16 protein-coding genes are annotated in these 15,788 nt (G+C 48.4%); 5 read left to right on the top strand and 11 right to left on the bottom strand.

The annotated features are described in order from the left end of the window. Window position 1: 1 nt before the first annotated feature. Both ABNS49_RS08825 and ABNS49_RS08820 read left to right on the top strand, forming a co-directional pair. Window positions 2–1,198 carry an MFS transporter gene (locus ABNS49_RS08825; RefSeq protein ID WP_290148460.1) on the top strand — a complete coding sequence of 399 codons (1,197 nt, stop codon included), beginning with the start codon at window positions 2–4 and terminating at the stop codon, window positions 1,196–1,198. Between the two features lie 45 nt (window positions 1,199–1,243). Next, entirely contained in the window at window positions 1,244–1,975 is a 732-nt protein-coding gene (locus tag ABNS49_RS08820) for a DUF2087 domain-containing protein (RefSeq protein WP_290148461.1), read from the top strand. A 41-nt stretch (window positions 1,976–2,016) separates the two neighbouring features. Here ABNS49_RS08820 and ABNS49_RS08815 read toward each other — a convergent pair whose 3' ends face one another. Both ABNS49_RS08815 and ABNS49_RS08810 read right to left on the bottom strand, forming a co-directional pair. Next, a complete protein-coding gene (locus ABNS49_RS08815; protein WP_305084882.1) occupies window positions 2,017–3,417 on the bottom strand; it encodes a 6-phospho-beta-glucosidase in 1,401 nt (466 codons plus the stop codon). Window positions 3,418–3,521: 104 nt separating this feature from the next. Further along, entirely contained in the window at window positions 3,522–4,550 is a 1,029-nt protein-coding gene (locus tag ABNS49_RS08810; RefSeq protein ID WP_135979856.1) for an alpha-hydroxy-acid oxidizing protein, read from the bottom strand. Between the two features lie 81 nt (window positions 4,551–4,631). Here ABNS49_RS08810 and ABNS49_RS08805 point away from each other — a divergent pair, with 81 nt between their 5' ends. Further along, window positions 4,632–5,660: an aldo/keto reductase gene (locus tag ABNS49_RS08805; protein WP_135979824.1), complete on the top strand. Its 1,029-nt coding sequence runs from the start codon at window positions 4,632–4,634 to the stop codon at window positions 5,658–5,660. 42 nt (window positions 5,661–5,702) lie between these two features. Here ABNS49_RS08805 and ABNS49_RS08800 read toward each other — a convergent pair whose 3' ends face one another. The 6 genes from ABNS49_RS08800 to ABNS49_RS08775 all read right to left on the bottom strand — a co-directional run bounded on the left by ABNS49_RS08800 (window position 5,703) and on the right by ABNS49_RS08775 (window position 10,714). Continuing rightward, a complete protein-coding gene (locus ABNS49_RS08800) occupies window positions 5,703–6,815 on the bottom strand; it encodes a DHHW family protein (protein ID WP_135979823.1) in 1,113 nt (370 codons plus the stop codon). Window positions 6,816–6,830: 15 nt separating this feature from the next. Next, window positions 6,831–8,180, bottom strand: coding sequence for an MBOAT family O-acyltransferase (locus ABNS49_RS08795; protein ID WP_135979822.1), 1,350 nt, complete (start codon window positions 8,178–8,180; stop codon window positions 6,831–6,833). Window positions 8,181–8,184: 4 nt separating this feature from the next. Next, window positions 8,185–8,664: a DUF4358 domain-containing protein gene (locus ABNS49_RS08790; protein WP_135979821.1), complete on the bottom strand. Its 480-nt coding sequence runs from the start codon at window positions 8,662–8,664 to the stop codon at window positions 8,185–8,187. Continuing rightward, the gene (locus ABNS49_RS08785; protein ID WP_135979820.1) at window positions 8,661–9,392 is read right to left on the bottom strand and encodes a GDSL-type esterase/lipase family protein; all 732 of its coding nucleotides are present in this window, start codon (window positions 9,390–9,392) and stop codon (window positions 8,661–8,663) included. The genes ABNS49_RS08790 and ABNS49_RS08785 overlap by 4 nt, the downstream gene beginning before the upstream one ends. A 74-nt stretch (window positions 9,393–9,466) precedes the next feature. Next, a complete protein-coding gene (locus ABNS49_RS08780) occupies window positions 9,467–9,721 on the bottom strand; it encodes a DNA repair protein (protein WP_135979819.1) in 255 nt (84 codons plus the stop codon). A gap of 15 nt (window positions 9,722–9,736) precedes the next feature. Next, window positions 9,737–10,714 (bottom strand): hypothetical protein, encoded by a 978-nt coding sequence (locus ABNS49_RS08775; RefSeq protein ID WP_135979818.1) that lies wholly within the window; start codon window positions 10,712–10,714, stop codon window positions 9,737–9,739. 222 nt (window positions 10,715–10,936) lie between these two features. Here ABNS49_RS08775 and ABNS49_RS08770 point away from each other — a divergent pair, with 222 nt between their 5' ends. Then, complete coding sequence (locus tag ABNS49_RS08770; RefSeq protein ID WP_135979817.1) at window positions 10,937–11,308, top strand: type II toxin-antitoxin system RelE/ParE family toxin; 372 nt, start codon at window positions 10,937–10,939, stop codon at window positions 11,306–11,308. After that, window positions 11,305–11,592: a helix-turn-helix transcriptional regulator gene (locus ABNS49_RS08765; RefSeq protein ID WP_135979816.1), complete on the top strand. Its 288-nt coding sequence runs from the start codon at window positions 11,305–11,307 to the stop codon at window positions 11,590–11,592. Before ABNS49_RS08770 ends, ABNS49_RS08765 begins: the two co-directional genes overlap by 4 nt. 189 nt (window positions 11,593–11,781) lie before the next feature. On the opposite strand, the gene glf is transcribed toward ABNS49_RS08765, so the two are convergent. From glf to ABNS49_RS08750, 3 genes are read right to left on the bottom strand one after another with little or no spacing between them, the layout of a single operon-like run. Continuing rightward, window positions 11,782–12,906 (bottom strand): UDP-galactopyranose mutase, encoded by a 1,125-nt coding sequence (glf, locus tag ABNS49_RS08760; protein ID WP_135979815.1) that lies wholly within the window; start codon window positions 12,904–12,906, stop codon window positions 11,782–11,784. An 11-nt stretch (window positions 12,907–12,917) separates the two neighbouring features. After that, window positions 12,918–14,024: a glycosyltransferase gene (locus ABNS49_RS08755; RefSeq protein ID WP_135979814.1), complete on the bottom strand. Its 1,107-nt coding sequence runs from the start codon at window positions 14,022–14,024 to the stop codon at window positions 12,918–12,920. 54 nt (window positions 14,025–14,078) lie between these two features. After that, on the bottom strand, window positions 14,079–15,743 hold the full coding sequence (locus ABNS49_RS08750; RefSeq protein ID WP_135979813.1) for an LCP family protein: 1,665 nt from the start codon (window positions 15,741–15,743) through the stop codon (window positions 14,079–14,081). Window positions 15,744–15,788 lie beyond the last annotated feature (45 nt).

Genomic DNA, 15,788 nt, shown 5'->3' with positions numbered 1-15,788 from the left:
GATGGAACAAAATCTAAAATACTACACCGCGGCCCGTTTCGTGAATTTACTCGGAACCGGTATCTACTCCATTTGCGTCCCGCTTTTTCTTCTTGAGCAATGCCAAACCATTTTCTCGACCAGTATTTTTTACACATTGATCCAGATCCCATCTCTTTTGTTTCTTCCGCTTCTGGGGATCTTTCTGGAAAATAAAAATTTGAAACATGTTTTATTGGCGTCCAATGTCCTTTCCGCGGTTCTTTTCTTGTTTCTGATTGGTTATATTTTGTTTGCCAAACAGCAAATCTGGCTTTTCCTTGCGATCTCCGCGTTGGAAAAAATCAATTCCTCGTGTTTTCATGTCGCTTCGAATAGTATTTTCGCAAGAATTTTTGCGGTGGAAACGATTGAAAAAGCCAACGGATGGAAAAGCACCGTCGATAATTTGACTTCCGTGCTCGCGCCGGTTTTCGGAACATTCATTTATTCCGGATTCGGATTGAATATCGTCATTTTATTGAATGCCTTTTCGTTTTTGATTTCTTTTTTGTTTTTAACAAAAATTTCCTACCCGGAAACCGCTTCGGCAAAAAGAATGAAACCATCTCTGTCCGACGGATTGCGGTATATTACAAAAAATCAGGAATTAAAAACCTTGTTTATCGCTTTTATGCTTTTAAATTTTTTAGTCATGCCCACCGCGAATGTGTTCGCACCCGGCATATTAAAGATCGACTATCATTTTTCCGACGTTCTTTATGGTCTGACGAGCACCGCGGTTTGTCTTGGCGCGATCCTTTCGAGCCTCGCCATCAGTCTCCATCCAAAATGCGAGAAGATCACCGTGTTTTTCTATATGCAAGGCGCGCTGATGATCGTAAGCGGCGTCCTGGCGTACGGACTGCATGCCACACCTGGTCTTTTTTACTGGCTTTATTTGATGCTGTGCGGATTGTCCGGCTACTTTTCCACCAAAGTCAACATCCCTTTGATGGCCTATTTTCAAAAACAAGTTCCCGCGCACCAGCAAACCCGCTTTTTTTCTTTGTTGACATTGAGCGCGAACCTCATGTCTCCATGCGGAACGCTTTACGCCGGGACGTTGTGCAATCAAATCGGAAGCAGTATGGCGTATGCCAGCAACGGTCTGCTCCTCGTACTCGTTCTTCGCTTTTTGTTTCGGAAATCAAGGTGGAAAAACAACACGCTTTTCTAGACAAACACCCTATTTCTTTTTAAACTTTTTATAGAGGTGAACACAATGGACTTTTCGACATTAACATATTCTGAAATCAAACATGGCTATGTGGAAACAAAAACCGGCTATCAATGCATTTACTGCGAGTTTTCCACCAGCAAAGATGAAATCTACCCATACGAAAACAAGTTTTACACCGCGCTTGGCATGATGAAGCTGCACCTTCAAGTGGCGCACCGTTCCAATCTGGACATGCTTTTGGATTTGCCAAAAAAGGATTCCGGACTTTCCGCCCACCAGGTCGAGCTTATCCGCCTGCTCCATGAAGGATACGCGGACCGGGACATCGCCCAGCGTTTAGGCATCAAGGAATCCACCGTCCGCTATCAGCGGTTCACGTTAAAAGAAAAAGAAAAACAATGCAAGATCTATTTGGCGGTCATGGAAAACTTGCGGCAAAAGCCCGATTCCAACTTTCTTGCCATCCACTCCACCGCCAGACAAGTGGATGAGCGCTACATCGCCACAAAGGAGGACGAGGAAAAAGTAAAGCAGGACTTTTTTCTGAGTTTGGATCCGTTAAAACTCAAGTCGATTCCCAGAAAGGAAAAATACAAGATCATCGTCTTGCGCATTCTTTGCGAAACGCTCACGCAAAAAAACTATACCGAAAAACAATTAAACGATATTTTGCAGCCGGTTTATGAAGATTTCGCCTCCCTGCGGCGCTGCTTGATCGAATATGGATTTTTCTCCCGGGATTTTTCCGGGCAAACCTACACAAAACTCATTTAAAAAAGGAAGTGACCTGGTTTTCACTTCCTTTTGTGTTCTCATTACAGTCCCTGGGCGATCAAATCCTGCACGACTGGATCTTTGACGGTCACACCCGCCGCTTCCAGCTCGGCGATTTTATCCGCGAACTGCGGGAGATATTTTTTATGGGCGATCAGCAACTCGTCGAGCACGTTTTTCGCGCTTTGTCCGCTTGGGATCTGCGGATTGAGGATGAACGCCTGCAACGCCTTGCCGTAGTCGCCGGTCACCGCCGCTTCCTGCACGCAGTGCTCCATGTTTTTCATGACTTGCAGCCAACCTTTTTCCGCTGGTTTGAGTGGTCCAAACGCGATGGCTTTCGCGCCCGTTTTGCCAATCATGGCCGACACTTCCACCGCGCAGTCCGCCGGCAGATCCGGCACGGCGCCGTTGTTTTTCGTCGTCACGACAATGTGGCTGTTTTTGTTGGCGTAAATGCTCGCGATCGTCTCGCACGCGGCATCCGAATAATGCGCGCCGCCACGCTTTGTCAGCTGCTCCGGCTTATAGTTCAAATTTGGATCTTTGTACAGTTCGAACAGCTCTTCCTCGGTTTTCTTCACCTGCTGTCCGCGCGTTCCGATCGTGTTGTATTCCTCGATGCCATGCGCCAGCATTTCCTCCTGCCGGTAGTAGTAGCGATGGTATCCGCAAGGGATCATGCCCATTTCAACGAGCTGTTCCTTGAAAAACGGCATGTCGTGAATGTTGGCCGGAATGCCCGCATCGACATCGTCCTTGTACATCGCTTCGATAATGTCCTGCGTCACCTCGTCGCCGTTTTCATCCCACACCCGGTGCCAGTGGAAGTGGTTGAGGCCGGCGAATTTGTACGTTAAATCGTCCAGCTCCTTGCCAATCGTGGCCGGCTCTTTCAGCATCGCGCCAACCGGCACGTTGCACAAGCCGATGACTTTGTCCCAATGCCCGTATTTCATGACGGCCTCCGTCACCATGCCGCTCGGGTTGGTGAAGTTGATGAGCCACGCGTTCGGGCAAAGCTCTTTCATGTCCTCCACGATGTTCAAAATGACCGGAATCGTGCGGAACGCCTTGAAGATGCCGCCCGCGCCGTTCGTCTCCTGGCCAAGCATGCCGTACGAAAACGGAATGCGTTCGTCCTTGATGCGCGCGTTCAGCAACCCGACCCGAAACTGCGTCGTCACGAAGTCCGCGTCCTTGAGCGCCTCGCGGCGGTCCAGCGTCAAATGCACTTTCACGTCATGGCCCGAAGCGTCCCACATTCTTTGCGCCATCGTTCCGACGATTTCCAGCTTTTCTTTTCCGTCCTCGATGTCAACCAGCCAGATTTCGCGGATCGGAAGCTCGTCGTACCGATTGATAAAGCCCTCCATCAGCTCTGGCGTGTAGCTGCTGCCGCCGCCAATCGTTACGATTTTCACCCCTTGTTTTTCACTCATTGTCAAATCCTCCTCTTTGGTTCCATTATAGCAAACAAAAAAAAGAAAAGATGAAAGCGCTTCACTTTGAAACGGCGTTTCTTCTTTTCCTTTTGTTTTGGGGTTTATTTTGCAGCCGGCGTTTCGACCATGGAAGCCTGGATCGACGCAAGATCGGTGGCGCCGCACATTTGCATCGTGTCTGCCAGCTCGCTTCCCAGTTTTTCCACAAGCGTTTGCGCGCCTTGGGCGCCCGCGCCATACACCGCGTTCACAAACGGTCTGGCAACGAGGACGCCGTCGGCCCCTAACGCAAGCGCCTTGAACACGTCCACACCCGTACGGATGCCGCCATCGACAAAAATTTTCATTTTTCCTTGCACGGCTTGCGCGATCTTCGGCAGCACGCTGGCCGTCGAAGGCGTTCCATCCTGCACCCGGCCGCCATGATTGGACACGACGATCGCGTCCGCTCCGGCTTCAAGCGCTTTTCGCGCGCCTTCCACGCTCATGATGCCCTTGATAATGAAAGGCACCGGACACATGGCGCGGATGGCTTTCAGCTCCTCGACGCCCTTGCGGCCCGCCGGCGGATTGAAGGCCTTTAAAAACGGCAGGCCGGCCGCGTCCACATCCATGGCGACGGCGAACGCCCCGCTCTGTTTGGCCAGCTCCATCTTCGCTTTCACAATGTCCAGCGGCCACGGCTTGATCGTTGGCACACCGATTCCGTCCTGCGCTTGAATGGTGGCTGTCGCCGCCTCCATGATCCGGTCGTCCATTCCATCGCCTGTGAACGCCGCGATGCCCGCCTTTCGCGCGCCTTCCACAAGCGCGTCGTTGTATGTGGCGTCGGTATACAAATCGCTGTAGTGCATGTCAACCGCGCCAACCGGTCCGGCAAAAATCGGATATTTGAACGTTTTTCCAAACAGCTCGAACGTCGTGGACACCGCGTTCGTATCCTGGATGGTGTCCACGTTCACGAACACGTCCTGCCAGCCTTCATAGTTGCGGATCGCGACCGTTCCCGTGCCTTTGGCGCCGGGACCTGGAATGTGGTTTGTGCACGCCCGTCCGTTGCATACGGGGCATGATTTGCACCAGGTTCCCATGCGGCCACGGCTTTGTTCCAATACTTCCTGCATATTCATCGTCTTCACCTCGTCGGAATGATTATAACACAATTTCCCATTCTTTCTTTTTGTGTTATCGTTAAGAAAAAGGAGAGAGATATGAAAGATGTGACTTTAGGAACGACGGGCATCACCGTCGTTCAAAACGGCTTTGGCGCCTTGCCGATCCAGAGAATCTCGAAAGAGGCGGCCGTCCGGCTGCTTCGGCAGGCGTACGCGGGCGGGATGCGCTTTTTCGATACAGCCCGGGCGTATTCGGACAGCGAGGAAAAAATCGGCGCCGCGTTCGCGGATTTGGATCGCTCGACCTATGTGCTGGCGACCAAGACGATGGCGAAGACCCCGGACGAGTTTTGGGATCAGCTTGAAACATCTTTGCGGCTGCTGCAGACCGATTATATCGACATTTACCAGTTTCATTGCGCCAGTCAAATGTACAAGCCTGGCGATGGCAGCGGCATGTACGAGGCGATGCTGGAAGCCAAACGGCTTGGCAAGATCCGCCACATTGGCATCACGGCGCATAAGCTGGGCGTCGCGCAGGAAGCCATCGAATCCGGCTTGTATGAAACGCTCCAGTTTCCAATGAGCTACTTGTCTTCCGAAAAAGAGCAGGCGCTCATCGCGGCGTGCCGGGATCGGGAAATGGGCTTTATCGCCATGAAAGGACTGGCCGGCGGACTCATCAACCAGTCCGTTCCGGCGATGGCGTTCATGCAGCAGTTCGACAATGTCGTTCCGATTTGGGGCGTCCAAAAAGAAAGCGAGCTACAAGAGTGGCTGGCGTTCATGGACGACACGCCAATCATGACCGGGCAAACCGCCGCCTTTATCGCCAAAGAAAGAGCGGAAATGGCGGGCAGCTTTTGCCGCGGATGCGGGTACTGCATGCCGTGTCCGGTGGGGATCGAGATCAACCAGTGCGCCCGCATGTCGCTTATGGTCCGGCGCGCGCCAAGCGAAAGCTGGCTCGACAGCCACTGGCAGCAGGAGATGGCGAAAATCAAAAACTGCCTCCACTGCAACCAGTGCGCGTCCAAATGCCCGTACGAGCTCGACACTCCGCGCTTGCTGGAGGAAAACCTGAAAGACTACGAGGCGATTCTCGCCGGCGAAGTGCAAGTTTAAAAAAAAACGGCCGCGTGTCCATCCATGCGGTCGTTTTTTCGTTTATCCGTTCGCGCTGGAAAGCACGTCGGCCAGAGTCGCGTCGGAAACAAAGTTGCTGTAGTTGTACACCACGAGCACATCGGTAATCAAGTCCGATTTCATGACCCGGTCGATGTCGTCGTAGTAATAGCGCGGGTCGATGATCGTGATGGTTCGATATTGCGGAATGAGAAACTGAAGCAGCGAGTTGGCGTACGAGTCTTTGAAAAGCACGAGCCGGCGGTCGCTGTCGTTGTCGCATTCGATTTTCACCATGCCCTGGTTGGGACCGAGAAACACTTCGTATTTGTTTTTGGCGTCCATGGCATCCGCGTCGTACATCGTCCGGCTTTTGTGGTCCCCGCCATACGTCACGACGTATTCGGGAATGTTTTCGGGCACATACAAGTCGATGTCGTCTTTTAAAAACGGACTGCCGGTTTTGGAAGCCAGCGTGCCTTGAAAATCTTTCGTCAGCGGGTAGACGGTCGCTTTGGCCGGTGTCCAGCCTTGACTTTGGGCCAAGGCTTCAAAAGCCAGCGAGGCACCAAGGCTTGTCCAGTGATGGTCGGTCTTGTAGTAGAGGCGCTCTTGTTTATGGTCGTTGAAGATCGGGCGAACGTCGATGTTGGTGATTCCTTCCCCGCTTTTGGCGAAAATATCATCCAGCGCCTCGGCTGGCGTGTCGACAAAAGGAGGCAGCTTGTCTTTTTCTACGCTCGCGGCAGTTGGCACGACCATGAGCATCGTGTTGAGCGGATACGTCTGCCGAAATGCGCTGAGAGCGTCCATGTTTCTGTCGACGATCGACGCGTCGTACGGCATGCTTTCCTGGATCAGTGTCCCTTTGCCTAAATAGACGTTGTCGATTTCCCGAACGCCTTCCAGCTTCTTGAGGAGGTAGTTGGCGTTGATTGCCAAATCCCGGCCAACGAACTGGTCGGAAAAATACAAATCCAGATCGTCAAGAAAGCTCGGTGTCCACGCTGGAAATTTGGCGAGCGGGCGGTTTTCGAGCGCGCTGGTTTCCCGGTCCGGCCAAAACACGTTGACGAGCAGGCCCAGGCAAAGGAGCGGCAGCACGATCATGACGTAGCGCTTGCCAAGAGCGGCTTTGAATGGCGTTGATTTCATTGTAGACTCCTTTCCTTAAAACGCGAAATACAAAAACGAATTGGATGTCGATCCAATGATGAAAACGACACAGACGGCAAAGGCAAACAAATACAGGGCGAGCCATGTCGTTTCGCCATACCGCTTTGTGATCGTTTCCGCTTCCACACGCTCAAAAAGCCGGGTGCTGAACGCGAAGGAGGCGAGCAGCAGCAGGCCATAGTTCGACAGCGCGAAGAGCGCGGTTTGAGAGGCGCTTGCGCCGATACCGATGCCGACAAGCCGGCCCAGCTGTCCGAAAGCGGCGCCAAGATTTGGACTGGAAAAGAACACCCATCCAATGTTGGCGACAAGAAAGATCACGAGGACGCGCAGCCAGTCGGGCAGCTTTTCAAAAGGCTTCTGGAGCGCGAAATGCTCGAGCAGCAGCAGACCGCCATAATACAATCCCCAAACGACGTAGGTTAGGCTGGGGCCGTGCCAAATTCCGGTAAGGAGCCAGACGATCAGGATATTGCGGATGTAGTTCCGTTTCCCGGCGCGGCTTCCGCCAAGAGGAATGTACACGTAGTCGCGAAACCACGTCGACAAGGCGATGTGCCAGCGGCGCCAGAAATCCTTGACGCTTTTGGCGATGTAAGGATGGTCGAAGTTGATCGGGATGTCGAATCCAAACATTTTTCCTAGACCGATGGCCATGTCCGAGTAGCCGGAAAAGTCAAAGTAGAGCTGGAACGTGTAAACGAGCGTGAGCAGCCAGGCGCCAAGCCACGAATCGTCTGCGCGCAGCAGCGTGTAGGCCACGGCGAGCTGGTCGGCGAACACGACTTTTTTGACGAGTCCGCGGGTAAACAGGAGCAGTCCTTCCCCGGTTTTTTTGTGCGTGCATACGCGGCGTGACAGCTGGTTTTCCATCTGATGGTACTCGCTGATAGGTCCCATGTTGACTTTTCCGAAAAAAGCGAGATACAACCCGAACGCGACCGGATCGGTTTGCAGGGGCGCTTTTTTCATGTAGATGTCCGCGAGGTACGAGATCGCGGAAAACGTGTAAAACGAGATGCCGATCGGGAATCCGATTTTCAAATCGGAAAACCAATACGGGATGTACTTGTAAAAGCAAAGCACGGCGATTTCGACCGCGACGGAAGCGATGAATACCGGTTTGCGGTTTTGCGGGTCCGCTTCCATTTCCAGGGCGGATACATACGTCCAGGTTCCCATTATGAGCAAAACGCCAAGATCTTTCCAGGAGCCGAACGCGTAAAAAAGCAGCGAGGCAGCCAGAAGCGCGATATTTTTGGCTTTTGGATTTTTAAGGCGCTGGACGAGCAGCCAGGTGACAGGCAGGAAGCCAAATAAAAAGAGAACGTTGTTAAAGACCATGGGACTACCTCAAACTTTCCTTGAACTGTTTGTCGATGGCGCGGGCTTGCGGGCCGACGACGTAGAGCGCGTAGTTGGCTTCGATGTCCACGCGCCCTTCCTTGACGAGTTGTTCCTGTTCGGGCGCGTAGCCCTGGTAAATCTTTTTCTGGCTTTCCATGCGTTTGTTGACGGCTTCCTCAAAGGGAGCGGCTTGTGTGTCGTCCCGAAAGCGGACGATGACGAGCTCGGAGGCGTTCATCGCGTCCTCCGTGCGGTAAAAAGCGATGTTTTCATAGCTTGCCGGTTCCAGTCCGAGATAGCGTTTGATGGCTTGATTGTCCCGTTGCGGGTACACGTTTTGGTCGATGTCCTGCATCGTCTGGCTGACGACTTGCTCGAAGGGCGCGTCGGAGTTTTTCGGCTTGAAAAAATGGGGCGCGACCATAAGGAAGAGCAAGACGAGCAGAACGGCTTTGCAGGCGCGAATCACTTTGATGTTCATGGGCGGTCCTCCTGCGCGCTGTACATGCGTTCGGCCAGCAGCGGATACAAGCTTTCGGAGAAGTGCTCTCCGTCTGGTTCGTAGTATTCGTCGTGAACCAGATCGGTGCAGTCAAGATAAGTCCATCCGTTTTGCTCGCACGCTTTTTTGAGCGCCTCGTTGTAGATGGCGACTTGCTCGTTCATGGCGTCGTCGTTTTGAACAGGCAGGATGCTGAGCGCGATGATTTTGGATTGCGGACAAACTTCTGCGACTTTTTTGAGTTCGTCGGTGACGATTTTTTCATAGCCGCCTTCCAGTCCATTGAGGTTGGAGTGGATGTCGTTGAGTCCGTAAAACGTGTAAATCACGCGTGGCTGCAACGACTGCAAGGTGGACAGGTAGTTGTCGATATTCGTGATTTTCACGCCGATGTCGGCCATGACGCGGCTTGGATCCAAACTGTTTTGGAAGCGGACGGCGCGTGAGTCGCCCAGGATCGCGTAAGAGTCGAATAGGTCGTAAATACTCATTTGTTCATTAGCGCTGGCGGCGGTCAGTTCGGCGGAACGACGATTGGCGAGCGTTCCGGCGAGTTCGTCGGTTGATTTTTGATCCTGTTCTTTGATGTAGTTCTCTCCTTCCAGAACAGGCTTGGGCCAGAGCGCGATGGCAATCGCCACGATTCCCACGACCACGGGCACCGCGTAGTACCAGTGGATTTTTCCCCTTATTTTTTTGTTTTTCATGCCTTCTATTGTACTCTGTTTCCTGAAAAATGGGTATAGAAAAAAACTCTCCGTGCAGAGAGTTTTCGGGATTTTTATTGTGGTTTCACGTTGGCGCGGACACTGATTAAATAATCGTCCGCGGCCTGCTGGCACTGTTCGAAGATTTTATTGATTTGCAGCGCGGCTTCGGCGATGTTGCCGGTATTTTGACATAAAAGCCGGCGGTCTTCCAGTTTCGCGTTGGCTTCTTCGAGCTCTTTTTTCAGGCGTTCCACTTCTTTGCTTTGCTCGACAAACAGTTCGAGAAGGTCGAGCCGGGATAGTTTTCTGAGTTCCTTTTCGGTCATAAGTCCTCCTTGGCTTTATTCTTCGGTTTCCGCGGATGGCGTGTCCGCTTCCTCATCTTCGTCGGCTCTCTCAAAGTACGTGTATTCTTTGTCCTGCATGCACACCCAGTCCCCGTCGACGATTTTGCCCCAGACGCTTTCCTCGTCGCCGTCTTTGAGCTCGGAGATCACGACGGTTTGATTTTCCTGGATCGTTCCGGTGCGTTCGGCATCGAGATTTGGCTCCTTGCGGATTTTCATCGTGTATTTCGCGATAAACTCGGTTGGAATTTCCTCGCCCTCCTCCATAGTTTCTTCGTCGGTTTGCGCGGCTTCTTCTTTTTTCTTGGACGATGGCGCGGCGACGATTTTTTTCATGCCTTCCTCGCGGTGGAGCCAAGCGCCGTTTTCGAGCTGGAACCACTCGTTTCCGGATAAATCCTGATAGATGGCTTCGTAAGGCACGCGTTGATCGCCTTCGAGCTGGCCGGCTTCGGGCGCGGAAAGCGATGGGTCTTCGTAGGTCGTGGCGGGTTGCTCGAGCTCGAGTTCGCCGCCATCACTTTCCACTTCGCGCAACACGTTTTCGCTGGCGTAGTTTTTCTCGTGGTCGCGCAGCAGGATCCAGCCGTTTTTCAACTGGCCCCAGAGCGCTTCGGTTTCGTCGACGTAGGCGGTGTTTTCACACCAGACGATGTCGTCTTTTTTCACTTTCCCAATGACTTGGCTGTCCATAGGTTCGAGAACAATGTCCGCGTCTTCGTTGACGATATATTCGGACGATTGATTGAGTAGCCGGTAATCGTACGTTTCCTGCGGGGCGATGGTTTGCAGTGTGTCCATCACTTTAAAATTGGCGAACGCGACGGCGCCGACGATGATGCCGACAAGAACGACGGCGACAAGAGCGAAACCGATGATGGTTTCCTTTTTCTTATACCATGGCGCCGGTCCGAGGTTCATCTTTTTTGGATCCACGGGTGGCGGCGTCACTTTCTTATTTTCTTCTGACATAGTTTTTCCCTTCTCTTATATTTTTATCTTAGTTTAGTATACCGATTGGGCGAAGGTTTTTCAATGGGGGATGGAGGATCCGGCCAACTCTAGTTTTCTGGAAAAACTCTTTTTATGAATTGATATGCGATAGCATTAATGCTATCATTTGGATGGAAAAAGAAGTTTTAAGATAAAATTAAATTTAAGTTTACCTTATTTATGGAGGGAAAAGTTATAAAAATGTATACAATAGAGTTTTATGAAAATGAAAACGGAGAAAGCCAAGTTTGGAATTTTCTTGAAAAGCTAAGAAAAAATGCCAAATCAAATAAGAATGAACGGGTACAATATAAACAAATTTCTTTTTATATAGAACTTCTTCAAAAAAATGGCACCCATTTGAGCGAGAATATCACAAAATATTTAGAAGATGGGATTTGGGAACTCCGCCCCGGGAATAACAGGGTTTTTTATTTTTTCTTTCAAAACAATACATACGTATTACTTCATCAGTTTCGAAAAAAATCTCAAAAAACTCCCAAACGTGAAATCGCAAAGGCAAAACGCGAAAGAGATGACTATTTGCATAGAAAGGATAATGAAAATCTATGAAAACGTGGAATGATTATAAAGAACATGTATATAAAGTTGATTCAGAAATCGCAAAAGATATGAAAGAAGTAGAAGAATTGGCCGCCATTATTTCGACAATTATTGAACAAAGAAATAGACTAGGATTATCACAAAGAGATTTAGCAGCTCTTTGCAAGCTACCTCAATCTTCTATTGCGAGAATTGAATCATGCCAAACCATGCCAAATTTAAGAACCCTCTTAAATATCCTTCAGCACCTTGGCTTATCTCTGACCGTTTCAAAATCAAGACAGGTTTTTTAAATCATGATTGTTAGTAAATATTATACGACGATAAGCCCACACAATGCGCTGAAACAAGTCCAGTAAAAACGGTGGAGAAGACCATCAGTTTAAATAAATAAAACCCTCCGGTCATAAGATTCATAATAAGCTTTTGCATGCTTATTCGATCTTATACCTCGGAGGGTTTTATTCTAAAAAATCAATGTGTTATTTTTGCAGTTCCTTTTTCGCACAATCCAGCGCCTGGGCGATTACCGCGTCCATGTCGTAGTACTTGTATTCCGCCAGACGACCACCAAACACAACGTTTTTTTCCTGTTCTGCCAGCGCTTTATATTGTTCATACAGCCTGGAGTTTTTTTCATCATTGACTGGATAGTATGGCTCGTCTCCCAGTTTCCATTCAGAAGAATACTCTTTTGAAATAATCGTGGTCGGAATATCGTTTCCTTCCTCATCCTTTCCAAATTCAAACCATTTATGCTCGATGATTCGGGTATACGGCGTTTCGCGGTCTGTATAGTTCACGGCCGCGTTGCCCTGGAAGTTATCCGTATTCAAATGCTCCACCTCGAAGCGTACGGAACGGTATTCGAGCGGTTCCAACGCGTAGTGGAAATACGCATCAATCGGTCCTGTATACACGACTTTATCCGCCAAGGCGTCCAGTTCTTCTTTTTGTTTTAAATAGTCTGTATTTAACCGCACTTCGATGCCTTCCAGTATGTTTTCCACCATCTTTGTATAACCACCCATGGGAATGCCCTGATACAGCGCGTTGAAATAGTTGTTGTCGAACGTAAAACGAACAGGCAGCCGTTTGATAATAAACGCCGGCAAATCTTTGCAGTCGCGACCCCATTGTTTTTCGGTATATCCTTTGATGAGCTTTTCATAAATATCCTTGCCGACTAAAGAAATCGCCTGCTCTTCCAGATTTTTCGGTTCTTTAATTCCCGATTCCTCTTTTTGACGCTCAATCATCGCTTTCGCTTCTTGCGGCGTAATCACGCCCCACATTTTATTGAACGTGTACATGTTGAACGGAAGTGAATACAATTCTCCTTTATAATTCGCGACGGGCGCATTGGTAAAACGATTAAAGGTCGCAAACCGCGTAATATAATCCCATACCGTGCGATTGTTGGTATGGAAAATATGCGCGCCATATTCATGCACATGGATTCCATCCACCGTTTTTGTATATACGTTTCCGGCGATGTGGTTTCGCTTTTCCACCATCAACACTTTTTTTCCTTGTTCTTTTGCCTGTTGCGCGAATACCGCGCCAAACAAACCGGTTCCTACCACTAAATAGTCGTATTGTTTCATATTTGTCTCCTTTATTTTTCAAATTCCCCGTGTATAAAAATATCAATAAATTCCTGTTTTTGATCGTTCAAATCATACAAGATCTCCGACGGATATTCTTTTGGATCCATCCTTCCAAGCTGAAGAAGCTTTTGTGCTTTTTCAACCCCTTCCTCCATATTTTGAGTGTGGAAGAAAAGGCTGTGATTGCTGAAGGCGAGGGCTTTAGGAACTTTATCGGAAAACAAACATGGAAGCCCATTTACTTGCGCCTCTACGCCAACTATTCCATATCCTTCAAAATTGGAAGGAAGCACAAACAAATCCATCGCACTATAATATCGTTCTATATCGAATCTTTTTCCTAAAAATAAAATATAATTTTGTTTATTTTTACTTGCAGTTTGTTCCAATGAATTTCTCAAAGGTCCATCACCAATTATCAATAAATAACTATTTGGAATTTTCTTTCTTAACTCTTTCATAAATTGAAGTAGAAAAAATGGATTTTTAGAATAGGTTAAATTTCCAACGAACCCCAAAACCACAGTCTCTTCAGAAATTCCTAATTGTTCTCTTACTTCTTTTCGATTCATCGAATTATAAAGAAATCGTTTCGACTGTATCGTATTACGTATCAGTCGATATTTTTTTCCTTTTCCAAACAACCAATTTGCCGCTAAATCCGAACACGCAAAACAATAAGTTGTATATTTATTAATAACTGGTCTTCCACAAATATGTGCTACTTTCGAAACGTATCTTTTTAACCGATTCTGGTTATCATTTCCAGCGCTATGACTATGTGTAATCACAACCGGAACGATTTGATGGCAAGCAAGATTTCCAAAACAATCAAATGCCTCCGAGATATTAAAGTAAGCGATGTCGTACTTGTTTTCTTTGGCATATTTTCTAATTTGATCATATCGTTTTTTTGGATGCGGGATTCGATCAATAGGTAAGAATCGTATGTTCGGATTCGCCTTATACTTTTCTTCTAGTTCTTTGTCGATTGCGCTGCTTAACAAATCAATCTGAACAGCTTCCGTTTTCAGGATATCCACAAGATTGTAAATATAATTATCCAAGCCACTTCCTTTTGTATTGGAAATATAGCCAATCAAAATTCTTTTCATTCTTTCTCCTTTACACAAAGAAAGAGAGAATTATTCTTCTCTCTTCTTTCTCCTTTAATAGCCGTAAGTGGAATCCACCGCGTTTGGATCATAGTAGACTGGGTCTTCCACGTAAGTTTGATCCTCGCCATAATATACATCTCCTTGCGATGTCGATTCTTCTACATACGTTTGATCTTCCACCACTGGCGTCTCTTCCTGTGGCTGCTCAGCTGGTTGTTCTTGTGCTGGCGCCGATTCTGTCACCGGTTGTCCTTCCAAAACTTCCTGAATTTGCTGACGGGCCATTTGTACAGATTCCTCGTTTGGAATCGTTACGTAGGCACGGTCACCTAACTCGGCGCAGAACTCTGTGCTTCCCGTACCATCTAGCGTCGTTGTGATAAAGTTCCAGTTTCCACCATTGTCAATTTGATTATGGATGAGCTTCTGGATTTCCTCGTCACTTAAGTCGGTTTCCAACGCACCACCTAATGCGTCCATCAAACGGGAGTAGTTGACAATGACAGCCGGAGACAACGCTTTTTGCGCAATCGCCATCAATACGGTCTGCTGATTTTTTACTCGCTGGAAATCCCCTTCGGTATAGGCGTACCGCTCCCGGGCAAACGCCAAGGCGCCTTCGCCATCCAAATGGTTTTCCCCTTCATGGACACCATAAGCCGGATTCGTCCAGAACGATTCCACAGCGTATCCTTCCGGAACAAACACGTCGATACCGCCTAACGCGTCAACGAGGTTGACAACGCTATTGAAGTTTACCCGCAATGTGTAGTTGATTTCAATGCCCAGGAAATTCTCAATCGTCTTTTTAGTCGTCTCCACGCCATGCAATCCTGTATGTGTCAATTTATCCAGTTGCCCTTGCGCGCATCCATATCCTTCATCGCATTGGGTTGTCACATAGAAGTCACGCGGAATACTGGTCAAAAGAACCGTATGTGTCTGCGGATTGACCGTGGCCACCATGTTTACATCACTGCGTCCGGCTTCCGCGAAACCATTCCGGGAATCGCTTCCACTAATCAACACCGTAAATGGCTGCTGAGTAATATCGTTTACCTTTTTCGCGCTTCCTTGTACCGCATCCGTATAATACACGGTTTCATACACAACTTTCGTGTCATTGTCGAAATTTGCGTACTGCTCGTTTTCCGCCACACTTCCACGTCTTGCTTCATTCAAAATAATTGCGTCTACAGAATGATCATAGAGCGCCGCCACTTCCGCATTCAATCCATCAAATCCCGTTTGCGTAATGGTGACATTTTCATTGGCAATCGCATCCAGACACTTATCGGTTCCTACACGATCCAATGTATTCAATACGCCAACTTTTTTATCCCGAAGGCCCTTCAAATTTTCGATTTGGCTATCTTTTAAAGCCACAACCGAGATCTTGTTTGCAACCTTCCCTTCTGGTGTTGTAATGTTCGAAAGCATGCTGCTTGTTTTGTAGATATTAAACCCGCCAAACGCGATGATTGCACAAATCAAAACCATTAAAATACTGGTAATGGATCTGGATACCACGGATTTCGCCATAAAAACAACAAGCAACGCCATAATCAAAACAATGAGTATGATGGCTGCAATAATTGGAAGCAAAATCTGTGTAGGCAATACACCCAGCTTCACCAACTGGTAAACAAAAAATCCAGTTGCTAATACAGTCAATATAGTCAAGATAATTGAAAATATTCGATATCCTTTATTCATGGTGTACCTCTCTTATGTCGTGTCTATTTAACCATATTTCTTATT

Source organism: uncultured Dubosiella sp. (genome assembly GCF_964018005.1).
GTDB lineage: Bacteria > Bacillota_I > Bacilli_A > Erysipelotrichales > Erysipelotrichaceae > Dubosiella > Dubosiella muris.
Note: the sequence above shows the minus strand (reverse complement) of the source record. Positions and strands in the feature narration are given on the sequence as shown.

Coding starts and splice junctions, on each gene's coding strand:
- ABNS49_RS08825 (WP_290148460.1), top strand. CDS start 2: ATGGAACAAAATCTAAAATACTACACCGCGGCCCGTTTCGTGAATTTA.
- ABNS49_RS08820 (WP_290148461.1), top strand. CDS start 1,244: ATGGACTTTTCGACATTAACATATTCTGAAATCAAACATGGCTATGTG.
- ABNS49_RS08815 (WP_305084882.1), bottom strand. CDS start 3,417: ATGAGTGAAAAACAAGGGGTGAAAATCGTAACGATTGGCGGCGGCAGC.
- ABNS49_RS08810 (WP_135979856.1), bottom strand. CDS start 4,550: ATGAATATGCAGGAAGTATTGGAACAAAGCCGTGGCCGCATGGGAACC.
- ABNS49_RS08805 (WP_135979824.1), top strand. CDS start 4,632: ATGAAAGATGTGACTTTAGGAACGACGGGCATCACCGTCGTTCAAAAC.
- ABNS49_RS08800 (WP_135979823.1), bottom strand. CDS start 6,815: ATGAAATCAACGCCATTCAAAGCCGCTCTTGGCAAGCGCTACGTCATG.
- ABNS49_RS08795 (WP_135979822.1), bottom strand. CDS start 8,180: ATGGTCTTTAACAACGTTCTCTTTTTATTTGGCTTCCTGCCTGTCACC.
- ABNS49_RS08790 (WP_135979821.1), bottom strand. CDS start 8,664: ATGAACATCAAAGTGATTCGCGCCTGCAAAGCCGTTCTGCTCGTCTTG.
- ABNS49_RS08785 (WP_135979820.1), bottom strand. CDS start 9,392: ATGAAAAACAAAAAAATAAGGGGAAAAATCCACTGGTACTACGCGGTG.
- ABNS49_RS08780 (WP_135979819.1), bottom strand. CDS start 9,721: ATGACCGAAAAGGAACTCAGAAAACTATCCCGGCTCGACCTTCTCGAA.
- ABNS49_RS08775 (WP_135979818.1), bottom strand. CDS start 10,714: ATGTCAGAAGAAAATAAGAAAGTGACGCCGCCACCCGTGGATCCAAAA.
- ABNS49_RS08770 (WP_135979817.1), top strand. CDS start 10,937: ATGTATACAATAGAGTTTTATGAAAATGAAAACGGAGAAAGCCAAGTT.
- ABNS49_RS08765 (WP_135979816.1), top strand. CDS start 11,305: ATGAAAACGTGGAATGATTATAAAGAACATGTATATAAAGTTGATTCA.
- glf (WP_135979815.1), bottom strand. CDS start 12,906: ATGAAACAATACGACTATTTAGTGGTAGGAACCGGTTTGTTTGGCGCG.
- ABNS49_RS08755 (WP_135979814.1), bottom strand. CDS start 14,024: ATGAAAAGAATTTTGATTGGCTATATTTCCAATACAAAAGGAAGTGGC.
- ABNS49_RS08750 (WP_135979813.1), bottom strand. CDS start 15,743: ATGAATAAAGGATATCGAATATTTTCAATTATCTTGACTATATTGACT.